Raw genomic sequence first — 14,514 nt, 5'->3', positions numbered from 1 at the left:
CCCTTTTTGTGACATTTTTCAGGGAGAGAGTATGTCCCATATCAATTACAACCATCTCTATTATTTCTGGCACGTTTATAAAGAGGGATCCGTGGTTGGCGCGGCGGAAGCGCTGTATCTGACGCCGCAAACCATTACCGGACAGATCAAAGCGCTCGAGGAGCGTTTGCAGGGCAAATTGTTCAAGCGTAAAGGGCGCGGCCTTGAACCCAGCGAACTTGGCGAACTGGTATTCCGCTATGCCGATAAAATGTTCACGCTCAGCCAGGAGATGCTGGATATCGTTAACTACCGCAAAGAGTCGAACCTGCTGTTTGATGTGGGCGTAGCGGATGCGCTGTCAAAACGTCTGGTCAGCAGCGTGCTGGACGCGGCGGTGGTGGAAGATGAACAAATTCATCTGCGCTGCTTTGAGTCCACTCATGAAATGCTGCTGGAACAATTAAGCCAGCATAAGCTGGACATGATCATTTCCGACTGCCCGATCGATTCGACACAGCAGGAGGGGCTGTTTTCGGTAAAAATTGGCGAATGCAGCGTCAGCTTCTGGTGCACGAATCCGCTGCCGGAAAAGCCATTTCCGGCCTGCCTGGAGGAGCGCCGCCTGTTAGTGCCTGGTCGGCGTTCTATGCTGGGACGCAAATTGCTGAACTGGTTTAACTCTCAGGGGCTCAACGTCGAGATTTTAGGTGAGTTTGACGACGCGGCGTTAATGAAAGCCTTTGGTGCCACGCACAACGCGATTTTCGTCGCGCCTACGCTCTATGCAAATGATTTTTATGCAGATGATTCAATCGTTGAGATAGGACGCGTGGAGAACGTGATGGAGGAGTATCACGCGATATTTGCCGAGCGCATGATTCAACACCCGGCAGTGCAGCGCATCTGTAACAGCAACTATTCGGCGTTGTTTATGCCTGTGGCGAAATAAACCTCGTTAGCCGGATAACGCGCCGCCGCCATCCGGCACAGTCAAACGCCCGATCGCAGACATAAAAAAACCCGCGTTAGCGGGTTTTTTCACAAAGCGACAACGAACGGACGATTAAGCCAGTTTGTTGATCTGTGCAGTCAGGTTAGCTTTATGACGTGCAGCTTTGTTTTTGTGGATCAGACCTTTAGCAGCCTGACGGTCCACGATTGGTTGCATTTCGTTAAATGCTTTCTGTGCAGCAGCTTTGTCGCCAGCTTCGATAGCTGCGTATACTTTCTTGATGAAAGTACGCATCATAGAGCGACGGCTTGCGTTGTGCTTACGAGCCTTTTCAGACTGAACGGCGCGCTTCTTAGCTGATTTGATATTAGCCAAGGTCCAACTCCCAAATGTGTTCTATATGGACAATTCAAAGGCCGAGGAATATGCCCTTTTAGCCTTCTTTTGTCAATGGATTTGTGCAAATAAGCGCCGTTAATCTAGCGGCACTCGTTACGTAGTGATGGCGCAGGATTCTACCAGCTTGCGGGGCGTGAATACAGCTTTTCGACGATAAAAATTGAATTGCTTTGTCAGTTTAGGCGCTGAGTTTGCCTCATAGTGATGAAATCCATCTGCTTTTCGTTTTGGCGCATCAATCGCCGGTTAACCTTGACCGCGGTACAAGGTATACTTTGGCGATTTTCACTGTTTTGAGCCAGACATGAAGCTGATACGCGGCATACATAATCTTAGTCAGGCCCCGCACGGGTGTGTGTTGACTATTGGTAATTTCGACGGCGTGCACCGTGGTCACCGCGCGCTGCTGCAAGGTTTGCAGGAAGAAGGGCGCAAACGTGGCTTACCGGTGATGGTGATGATCTTTGAGCCGCAGCCGCTTGAGCTATTCGCGACGGATAAAGCGCCCGCACGGCTGACTCGCCTGCGGGAGAAACTGCGTTACCTGGCGGAATGTGGCGTCGATTACGTGCTGTGCGTGCGTTTTGACCGACGTTTCGCCGCGCTTACCGCGCAGACGTTTATCAGCGATCTGCTGGTCAAACGCCTCGGGGTGCAATTTCTGGCTGTGGGTGATGATTTCCGCTTTGGCGCTGGCCGGGCGGGCGATTTCTTGTTATTACAGAAGGCTGGCCTGGAGTATGGCTTTGATGTCACCAGCACCCAAACCTTCTGTGAAGGCGGCGTGCGTATCAGCAGCACCGCCGTGCGTCAGGCGCTGGCGGAAGACAATCTGGCGCTGGCGGAAAGTTTACTGGGGCACCCGTTTACTCTCTCCGGACGCGTTGTCCACGGTGATGAACTTGGGCGCACCATTGGTTTTCCGACGGCGAATATCCCGCTGCGCCGTCAGGTCTCCCCGGTGAAAGGGGTGTATGCGGTAGAAGTGAGGGGGCTTGGCGAAAAGCCATTGCCCGGCGTGGCGAATATCGGAACCCGGCCAACGGTGTCGGGTGTGCGCCAACAGTTAGAAGTGCATTTGCTGGATATTGCAATGGACCTCTACGGTCGCCATATAGATGTAGTGCTGCGTAAAAAAATACGCAACGAGCAGCGGTTTGCTTCGCTGGATGAACTGAAAGCGCAGATTGCGCGAGATGAATTAACGGCCCGCGAGTTTTTTGGGCGATACCCGGCTTAAATGCCTATGTATTAAATACGGAACCGAGAATCTGATGAGTGACTATAAATCAACCCTGAATTTGCCGGAAACAGGGTTCCCGATGCGCGGCGATCTCGCCAAGCGCGAACCGGGAATGCTGGCGCGTTGGACTGATGATGATCTGTACGGCATCATTCGTGCGGCCAAAAAAGGCAAAAAAACCTTCATTCTGCATGATGGCCCTCCCTATGCGAATGGCAGCATTCATATTGGTCACTCGGTTAACAAGATTCTGAAAGACATTATCGTGAAGTCCAAAGGACTCGCGGGATTCGACTCGCCTTATGTTCCGGGCTGGGACTGCCACGGTCTGCCGATCGAACTGAAAGTGGAGCAAGAATACGGTAAGCCGGGTGAGAAATTCACCGCCGCCGAATTCCGCGCCAAATGCCGTGAATATGCCGCTACGCAGGTTGACGGTCAGCGAAAAGACTTCATTCGCCTGGGCGTGCTGGGTGACTGGTCGCATCCGTATCTGACGATGGACTTCAAAACCGAAGCCAACATCATTCGCGCGCTGGGTAAAATCATCGGCAACGGCCACCTGCATAAAGGCGCCAAGCCGGTGCACTGGTGCGTAGATTGCCGTTCCGCGCTGGCGGAAGCGGAAGTCGAGTATTACGACAAAACGTCCCCTTCGATCGACGTGGCGTTTCGTGCGGTTGATCAGGATGCAGTGCAGGCGAAGTTTGGCCTGCCGGGCGTCAGCGGGCCGATCTCGTTGGTTATCTGGACCACGACGCCGTGGACGCTGCCAGCCAACCGCGCGATCTCTCTGGCGCCGGATTTCGACTATGCGTTGGTGCAGATCGACGGTCAGGCGCTGATCCTGGCGAAAGATCTGGTGGAAAGCGTAATGCAGCGCATTGGCGTGGCGGACTACCGCATCCTCGGCACGGTAAAAGGCGCGGAGCTGGAACTGCTGCGTTTCACTCACCCGTTTATGGGATTTGACGTCCCGGCTATCCTCGGCGATCACGTAACGCTGGATGCAGGTACCGGCGCCGTACATACCGCTGGTGGTCACGGTCCTGACGACTATACCATCAGCCTGAAATACGGTCTGGAAATCGCCAACCCGGTAGGGCCGGACGGCGCGTATCTGGCTGGGACTTATCCTGGGCTGGACGGCGTTAACGTTTTCAAAGCTAACGACACGATCGTTGAGCTACTGCGTGAGAAAGGCGCGCTGCTGCACGTGGCGAAAATGCAGCACAGCTATCCGTGCTGCTGGCGTCATAAGTCGCCGATCATCTTCCGCGCCACTCCGCAGTGGTTCGTCAGCATGGATCAGAAAGGTCTGCGCGCCCAGTCGCTGAAAGAGATCAAAGGCGTGCAGTGGATCCCGGACTGGGGCCAGGCGCGTATCGAATCCATGGTGGCTAACCGTCCAGACTGGTGTATCTCACGTCAGCGTACCTGGGGCGTACCCATGTCGCTGTTCGTTCACAAAGATACCGAAGAGCTGCATCCTCGCGCCGTTGAACTGATGGAAGAGGTTGCCAAACGCGTTGAAGTTGACGGCATCCAGGCGTGGTGGGATCTCGACCCGAAAGAGATCCTGGGCGACGAAGCCGACCAGTACGTGAAGGTCCCGGATACCCTGGACGTGTGGTTTGACTCCGGGTCTACTCACGCCTCTGTGGTTGACGTGCGCCCTGAGTTTGCCGGTCACGCTGCCGACATGTATCTGGAAGGGTCTGACCAACACCGCGGCTGGTTTATGTCATCCCTGATGATCTCCACCGCCATGAAGGGCAAAGCGCCTTACCGCCAGGTTCTGACCCACGGCTTCACCGTTGACGGTCAGGGACGCAAGATGTCCAAGTCCATCGGCAACACCGTGTCGCCGCAGGACGTGATGAACAAACTGGGCGCAGACATTCTGCGTCTGTGGGTGGCATCTACCGACTACACCGGCGAAATGGCGGTGTCGGACGAGATCCTGAAACGTGCCGCCGACAGCTATCGTCGTATCCGTAATACCGCGCGCTTCCTGCTGGCGAACCTGAACGGGTTCGATCCGGTGAAAGACATGGTGAAACCGGAAGAGATGGTGGTGTTGGATCGCTGGGCGGTCGGCTGTGCGAAAACCGCGCAGGACGACATCCTGAAAGCCTACGAGGACTATGACTTCCATGAAGTGGTGCAGCGTCTGATGCGTTTCTGCTCCGTTGAAATGGGCTCGTTCTATCTCGACATCATCAAAGACCGCCAGTACACCGCGAAGGCAGACAGCGTCGCGCGTCGCAGCTGCCAGAGCGCGCTGTACCATATCGCAGAAGCGCTGGTGCGCTGGATGGCGCCAATCATGTCCTTCACCGCAGACGAAATCTGGGGCTACCTGCCGGGCGAGCGTGAGAAATACGTCTTTACCGGCGAATGGTACGACGGTCTGTTTGGCTTAGGTGAAACCGAGCCAATGAACGATGCCTTCTGGGACGAGCTGCTGAAAGTGCGTGGCGAAGTGAACAAGGTGATCGAGCAGGCGCGCGCGGACAAGAAAGTGGGCGGTTCTCTGGAAGCGGCAGTGACCCTGTACGCGGAACCGGAACTGGCTGCCATGCTGACCGCGCTGGGCGACGAATTACGATTTGTCCTGTTGACCTCGGGCGCGAAAGTCGCAGACTATGCGGAGGCTTCTGCCGACGCACAGCAGAGCGAATTGCTTAAAGGACTGAAAGTCGCGTTGAGTAAAGCCGAAGGTGATAAATGCCCGCGTTGCTGGCATTACACTACAGATGTCGGCAAGGTGGCGGAACATGCAGATATCTGCGGCCGCTGTGTCAGCAACGTCGCCGGTGATGGCGAAAAACGTAAGTTCGCCTGATGAGTAAACCGATCTTTTCAACAGGGCTACGCTGGCTGTGGCTGGTGGTGGTCGTGCTGATTATCGATCTGGGCAGCAAATACCTGATCCTCCAGAACTTTGCTCTGGGGGATACGGTGGCGCTGTTCCCGTCGCTTAATCTGCATTATGCGCGTAACTATGGCGCGGCGTTCAGTTTCCTCGCTGACAGCGGTGGCTGGCAGCGCTGGTTCTTTGCCGGTATTGCGATAGGTATCTGCCTTATTTTGACGGTGATGATGTACCGTTCAAAAGCGACGCAGAAACTAAATAACATAGCCTATGCGTTAATCATTGGCGGCGCGCTGGGTAATTTGTTTGATCGCCTGTGGCACGGCTTCGTCGTCGATATGATCGATTTCTACGTCGGGGACTGGCATTTCGCCACGTTTAACCTCGCCGACAGCGCGATTTGTATCGGTGCGGCGCTGATCGTGCTGGAAGGATTTATACCTTCCAGACAAAAAACGGCGGCATAAACGCCGTATCCGGCCTTTGGGTAGAGGCCTGTTTAAGCAGGCCCGGTGACGCTTCGCATACCGGGCCTGGCGAAAGACAATAAGTGAGCAACCTGCATGTCTAAATCAGTACAGAGTAACAGTGCGGTGCTGGTGCACTTCACTTTGAAGCTCGACGATGGCTCCACCGCTGAGTCAACCCGTAACAACGGAAAGCCAGCGCTTTTTCGCCTGGGTGACGGCTCTCTGTCTGAAGGACTGGAGCAGCATCTTCTTGGCCTGAAGGCGGGCGATAAAACCACCTTTTCTCTGGAGCCGGATGCCGCGTTTGGCGTACCGACCCCTGACCTGATCCAGTATTTCTCTCGTCGTGAATTTATGGACGCGGGCGAACCTGAGATTGGGGCCATCATGCTCTTTACCGCAATGGACGGCAGTGAAATGCCTGGGGTGATCCGCGAGATCAACGGCGACTCAATCACCGTGGATTTCAACCATCCGCTGGCCGGGCATACCGTTCATTTTGATATTGAAGTGCTGGAAGTCGAACCGGCACTGGAGGCGTAAAATGCAGATCCTGTTGGCCAACCCGCGCGGTTTTTGCGCAGGTGTAGACCGCGCTATCAGCATTGTTGAAAACGCGTTGGCAATTTACGGCGCGCCCATTTATGTTCGTCACGAAGTGGTGCATAACCGCTACGTGGTCGACAGCCTGCGTGAACGTGGGGCGATCTTTATTGAACAGATCAGCGAAGTGCCGGACGGCGCGATTCTGATTTTTTCTGCCCACGGGGTATCTCAGGCGGTACGCAACGAAGCCAAAAGCCGCGATCTGACCGTTTTTGACGCCACCTGTCCGCTGGTCACTAAGGTTCATATGGAAGTGGCGCGCGCCAGCCGCCGCGGTGAAGAGTCGATCCTGATTGGTCACGCGGGGCACCCGGAAGTGGAAGGGACGATGGGGCAGTACAGCAACCCGGAAGGGGGCATGTACCTGGTCGAGTCGCCGGATGATGTCTGGACGCTTGACGTTAAAAACGAAGGCAAACTCTCCTTCATGACCCAGACCACGCTGTCCGTCGACGATACCTCGGACGTGATAGACGCGCTGCGCCAGCGTTTCCCGAAAATCGTCGGTCCTCGCAAGGACGACATTTGTTACGCCACCACCAACCGTCAGGAAGCGGTGCGCGCCCTGGCGGAGCAGGCGGATGTGGTGCTGGTGGTCGGGTCGAAAAACTCCTCTAACTCCAACCGACTGGCTGAACTGGCGCAGCGGATGGGAAAAATGGCGTTTTTGATCGACGATGCCGCCGACATCCAGGAAGCCTGGGTGAAAGACGCGGAATGCGTGGGTGTCACTGCTGGCGCATCGGCGCCGGATATACTGGTGCAAAACGTCATCGCCCGCCTGCAGGAGCTTGGCGGCGGGGAGGCAGTCCCGCTTGAAGGCCGCGAAGAGAATATTGTCTTCGAGGTGCCGAAAGAGTTGCGCATCGACGCGCAGGAAATCAAATAACCTCTCTCGTGCTGACAGACGTGATAATGCCGGGTTTGTTACCCGGCATTTTTTCGCCGCATACTGGCAAGTTAATCGATTAATCTGCTACTCTGACGATGTTGTTCTCCTCGGGCCGGAGACACATATGAACCTTTCTTTTAGCCAGCCGCCGCGGCTGGAATGGACTACCGGCGATTTATCCGGTGGTCCGCTATTGCGTAAGTCAACGTGCATTCAGGATCTCACTGGGATATTCAGCGATGAGCGTGCCCGCCAGTCACTGGCCGGGGAACGCATTGTGTATGAGGTTGAGATGCTGAACACGTCTCCCGCCGACGGCGAGCTTTATACCGGGATAACCCACCTTTATCCCGGTCGTGTCGGTCACGAATATTTTATGACCCGCGGTCATTTTCATGCCCATCGCGAACAAGGTGAGGTCTATTTTGGGCTACGCGGCGTCGGGTTGTTGCTGCTGCAAAATGAACAGGGCGAAGTACGTCTGGAAAAGGTCTTTACCGGCTCGGTCCATATCATCGCAGGTTATACCGCTCACCGGTTGATCAACACCGGAGACGAGGTACTCTCAGCGCTGGCCGTATGGCCGACGCTGGCAGGGCATGATTATCAGGCGCTGGCAAAAGGCTTCAATGTCCGGGTGTTTGAAGAGAACCAGCAACCGCTGGCGAGGACGGTGCAGAATGGCTGAACCTTCATCACGTTTTGGGCTGGATATGGCGGTGCATCATCACCCGCTGGGGTTTAGCTATGGCGAGGAAGTAACCGGACCCATGCCGGAAATTCGTCGGCTCGAACATATTCGAGCCTCTCTGCGCGACCCGCACTGTTGCGGGCCGGAGGATGTTTACGCTATCGCAATGGATGTCGCGCGGATGCAGGATCGTGACGAGCTGAAAAAACGGATGCTGCTGTTTGGCGTGGTGACCTACGCGGCAGGACGATTGGGTGAGGAGCCGATTCGAAGTCAGGGGCATGTTCATCGGATCAGCCAGCACAGCGGCTGGTCGCCGCCGGAGCTCTATGAGATCTGGCAGGGAAAAGCGATCGTTTATATGCAAGAGTATGTCGATGACGATCCAGGCCGCTGCTTCGCGGTGATCGCCGGACCGGGCGAGAAAGTACTGGTGCCGCCAGGCTGGGGTCATGCCACGATCTCCGCCGATCCTGATACGCCACTCACTTTTGGCGCCTGGTGTGACCGTGAATATGGCTTTGAATATGAGGCAGTCAGGGCACATAAAGGGTTGGCATGGTACCCGCTGCTACAGGGAAAAAACGTCGTCTGGCAGCATAATCCGCGCTATATCGCTGGCCGGTTACAGGTCGTGACGCCCCGGCACTATACGGAGTTTGGGCTTAGCTCCGCGCCAATCTATCAGCAGTTTATTGACGAACCGGCGCGCTTCCAGTTTATTTCCCGTCCGGATAAAGTCGCCGAGCTTTGGACGCAGTTTCATCCATAAAAAACCGGGGCATCGCCCCGGCCATTCGTTTTGCGTTGACGCTCTTTATGCCATCACGCGGATTTAACCCGCAAACAGGCCTGTTGCGACTCCCAGCGCCGCCAGCACCAGAAGCAGTATCATCGCTTTTACCGGTGAGACGCCGCGCTTCGCCATCAAATACCAGGTGCCAAGCACCACGACCAGCGGCAGGAGCTGAGGGAAGATGCCATCCAGCATCTGTTGAACGTGAATATTTACGCCATCCTGCGTGATAAATTCCAGCCCGGTGCCTAACTTCACGTAGCTTGCCGCAACGCCGCCCATGACAAACACGCCCAGTAACGACAACGCTTCGCGCAGGCGGGTAGATTTACTGCTCACCAGCATCTCAACCGAACCAGAACCCATTTTGTAACCTTTCAAAAACAGGAACCAGGAGCCGGGAATGATGATCGCCAGCCAGGCGACGGTATAAAAAAGCGGCCCCAGTATATTTCCCCCTGCGGCGAGCGCCATGCCGATACTCAACAGAATGGGGATCAACATCCCTGGGATCATGGAATCGCCAATACCGGCAATTGGGCCCATCAGGCCGACTTTTAGGGTGTTAATGGTCTCGCCGTCAATGGGTTCGCCGTTAGCTTTTTTCTCTTCCAGCCCCAGCGCCATGCCGTTTACGATAGCGCCAATCTGCGGTTCGGTGTTGTAGAACGAGGCGTGGCGTCGCAGCATTTCGGTACGCTGCGCGGCATCCGGATAGAGCTTTTTCGCGACCGGCAGCATGCTCAGACAAAAGCCAAACGACTCCAGACGTTCAAAGCTCATTGAGGAGAGGTTGTGCATCATCCATGCTCGCCAGCAGCGCCGGAGATCTTTACGGGTCAGGGAACGTTCTTCCATCAGAATTCATCCTCATCATCTGTCGCGGCGGACGCCGCATTAGCCGCCTGCGGCGCTTCCGGCTTGTAGTTATAGTGAATCAACGCCAGCAGCGAACCGACGATCACCAGCGCGACCATGTTCAGTTTTAAGAAAACGATGCAGACAAAACCCACGAGGAAATAGATCAACATGGTGTAGTTTTTAATGATCTGCTTGAGGAGGATGGCGATCCCCACGGCGGGCAGAATGCCGCCCAGTACATTCATCGTTGACAGCACGACGCCAGGTAAGCTGTCCATAAAGCCGCTGATGTACTGTGCGCCGAAGTAAACGGCAATAAAGGTCGGAACGAAACGTAAAATAAAATTTGTCACCTGTGGCCAAATGGCGCTGTTCAGGTAGATGCCGCGCTCGTCGCCGCGCTCCAGCGCCACGTCGGCCCGATGGTTCCAGAAAGAGTTAAGCACCATCATCGCATTAAACAGGATGGTTCCGGCGATACCGATCGTTGCCGCCAGCGCGACCGCCACTTCAGGGCCTTTTCCGGACAGGATCCCAAGGGCAATCGCCGGGTAAGCCACAAAGTTAAGATCGGCGGGCATGGAGCCGCCGGGCGTCACCATGGCGATGTACACGGCCTGAACCGCAACGCCAATGATGATGCCGGTTTTCATATCGCCGAGGATGATCCCCACCAGCATACCGGAAATCAGCGGTCGGGTGATCAGATACCAGCCGCCCGTCAGCCCAAGAAGCCAGGGGCTACTGAGGGCGCCGAGATAGCACAGAATACCGATTAACGTCGCTTCGAAAATCATCGTCCCCTCCTTATTTCAGCTTCTGGCGTGCGTCCTGCCAGCTGTAGAAACCGGCATCCGGCACCAGGCGGAACTCCACCTGATGTCCGCGCTGCGTCAGCCAGTCAAACGCGGCGATTTCGTCTGGATTGACCGACTGGTTAGGACCGATGGTGGTGGTGCCGGCGCGGGCGCTCATCGGGCCGACGTTGATTTTGCCATTGCTGTTCTGCAGGCTGATGCCTGCCTCTTCGAGGCGCTTTAACGTGACGGGCGATTTGCCAATCACGAAATAACGCTTCTCACTGGCGATAACCTTTGGCAACTTCTCAATCGCGGTCGCCGTATCAAATAACCAGACTTTAGTGTCCTGAACCGCGCCTTTCATGACTGATGAGAGCAGAGGATCGGCCGCAACGGCGTCGTCGATCGCGACAATGCCGTCACAGGGCAGCTCTCTGGCCCAACGTGTCACGAGCTGCCCATGGATAACGCGGTCATCAATACGTACAAAAGAAATACTCATGGTGGTTTCCTTTAAAAATCATCTGACTGAACGGTTAAAACCGGGGCGGCTTTAATCAACGTCGGTACGGTTAACGCCAGCAGCTCGGCTGCGGCGGCATGCACGTCCGTTAAGTGGCAGATCTCTTCGCTTTGCAGCAGCATGGGAAAATTAACGCCTGCGACAACGGCGACAGGCGGTAAGGTCCGGGCAGAGAATGCATGCTGGCAGGCGACATTCCAGGGCGTGCCGCTTTGCATATCGCACAGTACCAGCACGCCATCCGCGTTTTGCCCGGCATCGGCCAGGGCTTTCGCAAAGCTCTCTTTAAACCCTTCAATCCCGGCCTGGTCGCTCAGCGTAACGGTGTGGACGTGCGGTAATTCGCCGTAAACCATACGGCCACTGGCGAGGAGCGCTTCTGCCAGCGGTCCGTGGGTGGCGACAAGAATGTTGATCATACGGTTATCCTCTTACCCAGGCTTTGATGGTGGCGAATGGCCGGTCGACACTGTTGCCAGACGGCGTAATCCGGTATTCGCCTACGGCCGCCGGAATGATAAATGTCTCAGCGTAGCGAACGGTAAATGGGGCGAACGCACCGCTGGGGCTGTCGACAATCGCCTCTGCCCCTTCCACCAGATTCAGAACGTTAACGCCACCCTGGGTGTGATGGATTACCGGCGCGGTAAACCAGTGGCGACGCGTTTCGATAAACTCTCGCTCATGCATGCCGGTGCGTTCTTCTCTCCAGCCTTCTCCTTGCGCAATAGGTTCAATGCGGTTAACCAGATTGTCGTAGACCCACTGCGTATCCCGCTGCCAGTCAATAACGCGCTCGCCGTGTTCAAGATGCACAGGCCGGGGCAAACCGTCTAAACCTAAGCGTCCCCAGTCCCACAGTTTGAAGGTGAAGATATATGGCGTCGCACTGATTTCCAGCACTATGGTGCCCGCGCCGGAACAGTGAACGGTGCCTGCCGGGATGAGAAAGTGATCGTGCTGGCGGGCTGGGATCTGATTTACGAAACGCGCATCGTCGAACGTTTTTTCTCCACGTTCCGCGGCGCGCAGGTCGTCCAGCATCGCCTGCGGCTCAATGCCCGTTTGGGTGCCCAGATACACCACCGCGCCGGGCTGTGCGGCGAGAATGTAATAACTTTCATCCTGGGTATAGTGCATCCCGAACTGCTGCTGGATATATTCCGTCAGCGGGTGAACCTGAAAGCTGAGATTCTGCCCGTCGATGGTGTCGAGAAAATCAAAACGAATCGGAAATTCCGCGCCGAAGCGGGCATGGACCTTCTCACCGAGAAGGGGACGCGGGTAAAGCAAAACTAAATCCTGAGAGGGGATCTCGATCCGCACGGCGCCAAAACGCAGTAATAGGCTGTTTTCCTCGGGCACGCAATCAAAACACCACGCGTAATTGGGTGCCGCAGGATCGAGATCAAACTGCTGCTTCATCCACTGACCGCCCCAGACGCCGGGGTCAAAGAAAGGAACAACGCGAAACGGCTGGGTGGTGGTCTGCTGCAGGCCAGCGCGTAGCGCATCGCCGCTGACCATGGCAGGCGCGTTTTCAACGGTGGAATCAAGCAAAAAGTCGGCGCGCTTGAGCAGTGGCGTTTTGTGTCTGTCAAAGACACGCCATTCAATGAAAAAAGCGCGTTTGTAGCGACGGAGAATATCCTCGTCCGGATTTTCCGCCCCCCAGTTGCTCAGCCCGTGATGGCGCATACGCTGCTGGATTTCCCAGCGAGGGAGATCGGCATAGACGAGGATATCGCCGGGATGCGCCAGCGCTGCGCCGGGACCATATACGACGACCAGGCCCTCTGCTACCGAGGCGATGCGCTGGCGAATCTGATTGAGTTTGTCAGGATCAAAAAACTCAACAAGCTGATGGCAGGAAAGAACGCCGAACACCCGGTCGTCGGTCAGGTTGCGGGCCAGAAGATCGTGTAATGCCTCTTTTCCGAGGCGGGCAGATTCGATATTCACCACCAACGCGGCATTTAAGGTGGCCAGAAGCCGTTGTTCCAGCTCATCTGAGCGCACGCCCGGATAGCAATCCACGACCAGCACGCGTTTTGTCAAACCTGAAACCCTGGTGTTGAGCACAGAAGTAATAGAATCCCAGCCTTGCCAGGCCTGGGTGTCATAACCCTGAACGACAACCTCAGGGAATTTATTATAGGTAGTCTGCATGTTGAGTCTCCGTAATCGCTGGATTAAGATTAATCGATTAACCTTAAATTCAAAGCATGGTTAACGCGATTAACCCGCCATAATCGGAAACAAACCGGGATCATGCGCCGTCCGTGTGATGAGTATCACAGGCCAGAGGCGCCAGATTGGGGTTATTCGATTAACTGGCGTTTCACAAGGAGAAATCATGACAACAGTCACGTTAGCGCAGGTCGCGAAGCGCGCAGGGGTGTCGACGGCGACCGTTTCGATGGTACTGCGCAACCGGGGGCGTATTTCGCAGGCCACGCGTGAGCGAGTGCTGAAAGCGCTGGACGAGTCTGGCTATGTTTACAATCAAACGGCCGCGAATCTACGCAACCGGAGTAGCAACCAGGTAGGGTTGTTGCTGCATGACATCACCAACCCGTTCTACGGCGAGATGACCGCCGGGCTGAGCCATGAGATGGAACGGCATGACTTGCTGCTGTTTCTGGCGAACAGTGAAGAATCCGGCGAGCGGCAGCAAAAATTTGTGGATTCCCTGATGCGAAACAACGCCTGCGGCATGGTGCTTTGCGCAGCGCGGGAAACGCCAGTCTCGTTTTTTGCCGCGCTGAAAAGACGCAATATCCCCGCCATTATGGTGGTCCGCCCGCTCAGCGATCCTGATTTTGACTTTGTGGGCACCGATAACTTCCTCGGTACTCAGATGGCGACGACGCATTTACTCAGGTTGGGGCATAAGAATATCGCTTTTATCGGCGGTAGCCCAAGCTCTGGCAGTCGGGCGCAGCGAATGGGGGGATTCACCAGTACGTTGATGGAGTGGGGGATCTCACCGAATCCGGACTGGATCGTTGCCGCCGAAGCCAGTCAGATCGACGGCGCCAGAGTGGCGGAATCATTACTTACCCGCTATCCGCAGATCACCGCCGCTGTCTGTTATCAGGATATCGTTGCGCTAGGGGTTATGCAGGCGCTGCGTAAAATGGGACGGGAACCGGGGAACGATTTTGCGCTGGTGGGATTTGACGATATCACCGAAGCGGCGCTGGTGCAGCCCGCGTTGACAACCGTTTCGGTTGCGGCAAAAGAGATTGGTCGCAAAGCGGGTGAGCTGTTGTACAGCCGCATCCAGGGGAACGATGAGCCGCCGAAACGAATCATTCTGCCGCCCGCGCTGGTGATCAGAGAGTCATGCGGTTTTCGCTGAGTATCATGCCTTTTACTGATACTCCCTCCTGTTTATCATAAAATTCTAATTATCGGC

Annotated in this window: 15 protein-coding genes and 1 pseudogene; 10 read left to right on the top strand and 6 right to left on the bottom strand. The window is 55.6% G+C overall.

Annotation, left to right across the window (positions count from 1 at the left end; genetic code table 11):
• Positions 1–31: 31 nt before the first annotated feature.
• A complete protein-coding gene (gene nhaR / locus CSE01S_RS15280; RefSeq protein WP_042290226.1) occupies positions 32–931 on the top strand; it encodes a transcriptional activator NhaR in 900 nt (299 codons plus the stop codon).
• Positions 932–1,045: 114 nt separating this feature from the next.
• On the opposite strand, the gene rpsT is transcribed toward nhaR, so the two are convergent.
• A complete protein-coding gene (gene rpsT, locus CSE01S_RS15275; protein WP_002887965.1) occupies positions 1,046–1,309 on the bottom strand; it encodes a 30S ribosomal protein S20 in 264 nt (87 codons plus the stop codon).
• A 108-nt stretch (positions 1,310–1,417) separates the two neighbouring features.
• On the opposite strand from rpsT, the pseudogene CSE01S_RS23390 reads away from it, so the two are divergent.
• The 8 genes and pseudogenes from CSE01S_RS23390 to CSE01S_RS15235 form a co-directional block, all read left to right on the top strand.
• Positions 1,418–1,630, top strand: a pseudogene (locus CSE01S_RS23390) (DUF2575 domain-containing protein); the annotation flags it as partial.
• A 7-nt stretch (positions 1,631–1,637) separates the two neighbouring features.
• Positions 1,638–2,573, top strand: coding sequence for a bifunctional riboflavin kinase/FAD synthetase (gene ribF / locus CSE01S_RS15265; RefSeq protein ID WP_042290220.1), 936 nt, complete (start codon positions 1,638–1,640; stop codon positions 2,571–2,573).
• A gap of 34 nt (positions 2,574–2,607) precedes the next feature.
• Positions 2,608–5,424 (top strand): isoleucine--tRNA ligase, encoded by a 2,817-nt coding sequence (gene ileS, locus CSE01S_RS15260; protein ID WP_042290217.1) that lies wholly within the window; start codon positions 2,608–2,610, stop codon positions 5,422–5,424.
• A complete protein-coding gene (lspA, locus tag CSE01S_RS15255) occupies positions 5,424–5,921 on the top strand; it encodes a signal peptidase II (RefSeq protein WP_042290214.1) in 498 nt (165 codons plus the stop codon). The genes ileS and lspA overlap by 1 nt, the downstream gene beginning before the upstream one ends.
• A 96-nt stretch (positions 5,922–6,017) precedes the next feature.
• Positions 6,018–6,467, top strand: a complete 450-nt coding sequence (fkpB, locus tag CSE01S_RS15250) for an FKBP-type peptidyl-prolyl cis-trans isomerase (RefSeq protein WP_042290212.1) — start codon at positions 6,018–6,020, stop codon at positions 6,465–6,467.
• A 1-nt stretch (position 6,468) separates the two neighbouring features.
• On the top strand, positions 6,469–7,419 hold the full coding sequence (gene ispH / locus CSE01S_RS15245; protein ID WP_042290209.1) for a 4-hydroxy-3-methylbut-2-enyl diphosphate reductase: 951 nt from the start codon (positions 6,469–6,471) through the stop codon (positions 7,417–7,419).
• Between the two features lie 127 nt (positions 7,420–7,546).
• Positions 7,547–8,110 (top strand): glucose-6-phosphate isomerase family protein, encoded by a 564-nt coding sequence (locus CSE01S_RS15240; protein WP_042290206.1) that lies wholly within the window; start codon positions 7,547–7,549, stop codon positions 8,108–8,110.
• Positions 8,103–8,885 (top strand): glucose-6-phosphate isomerase family protein, encoded by a 783-nt coding sequence (locus tag CSE01S_RS15235; RefSeq protein ID WP_042290204.1) that lies wholly within the window; start codon positions 8,103–8,105, stop codon positions 8,883–8,885. Before CSE01S_RS15240 ends, CSE01S_RS15235 begins: the two co-directional genes overlap by 8 nt.
• A 63-nt stretch (positions 8,886–8,948) precedes the next feature.
• On the opposite strand, the gene CSE01S_RS15230 is transcribed toward CSE01S_RS15235, so the two are convergent.
• The 5 genes from CSE01S_RS15230 to CSE01S_RS15210 are packed head-to-tail and all read right to left on the bottom strand — an operon-like array spanning position 8,949 to position 13,262.
• Positions 8,949–9,767 carry a PTS system mannose/fructose/sorbose family transporter subunit IID gene (locus CSE01S_RS15230; protein WP_042290202.1) on the bottom strand — a complete coding sequence of 273 codons (819 nt, stop codon included), beginning with the start codon at positions 9,765–9,767 and terminating at the stop codon, positions 8,949–8,951.
• Positions 9,767–10,567, bottom strand: coding sequence for a PTS mannose/fructose/sorbose/N-acetylgalactosamine transporter subunit IIC (locus CSE01S_RS15225; protein WP_042290199.1), 801 nt, complete (start codon positions 10,565–10,567; stop codon positions 9,767–9,769). Before CSE01S_RS15225 ends, CSE01S_RS15230 begins: the two co-directional genes overlap by 1 nt.
• A 10-nt stretch (positions 10,568–10,577) precedes the next feature.
• Positions 10,578–11,072, bottom strand: coding sequence for a PTS sugar transporter subunit IIB (locus CSE01S_RS15220; RefSeq protein ID WP_042290197.1), 495 nt, complete (start codon positions 11,070–11,072; stop codon positions 10,578–10,580).
• Positions 11,073–11,083: 11 nt separating this feature from the next.
• The gene (locus tag CSE01S_RS15215) at positions 11,084–11,512 is read right to left on the bottom strand and encodes a PTS sugar transporter subunit IIA (protein ID WP_042290195.1); all 429 of its coding nucleotides are present in this window, start codon (positions 11,510–11,512) and stop codon (positions 11,084–11,086) included.
• Between the two features lie 4 nt (positions 11,513–11,516).
• Positions 11,517–13,262: a class I mannose-6-phosphate isomerase gene (locus CSE01S_RS15210; protein ID WP_042290193.1), complete on the bottom strand. Its 1,746-nt coding sequence runs from the start codon at positions 13,260–13,262 to the stop codon at positions 11,517–11,519.
• Positions 13,263–13,449: 187 nt separating this feature from the next.
• On the opposite strand from CSE01S_RS15210, the gene CSE01S_RS15205 reads away from it, so the two are divergent.
• Positions 13,450–14,457 (top strand): LacI family DNA-binding transcriptional regulator, encoded by a 1,008-nt coding sequence (locus tag CSE01S_RS15205; RefSeq protein ID WP_042290191.1) that lies wholly within the window; start codon positions 13,450–13,452, stop codon positions 14,455–14,457.
• Positions 14,458–14,514: the final 57 nt, after the last annotated feature.

This window comes from Citrobacter sedlakii NBRC 105722, assembly GCF_000759835.1.
GTDB lineage: Bacteria > Pseudomonadota > Gammaproteobacteria > Enterobacterales > Enterobacteriaceae > Citrobacter_A > Citrobacter_A sedlakii.
The sequence above is the reverse complement of the archived record's forward strand: the minus strand, read 5'-3'. Positions and strand labels throughout refer to the sequence as shown.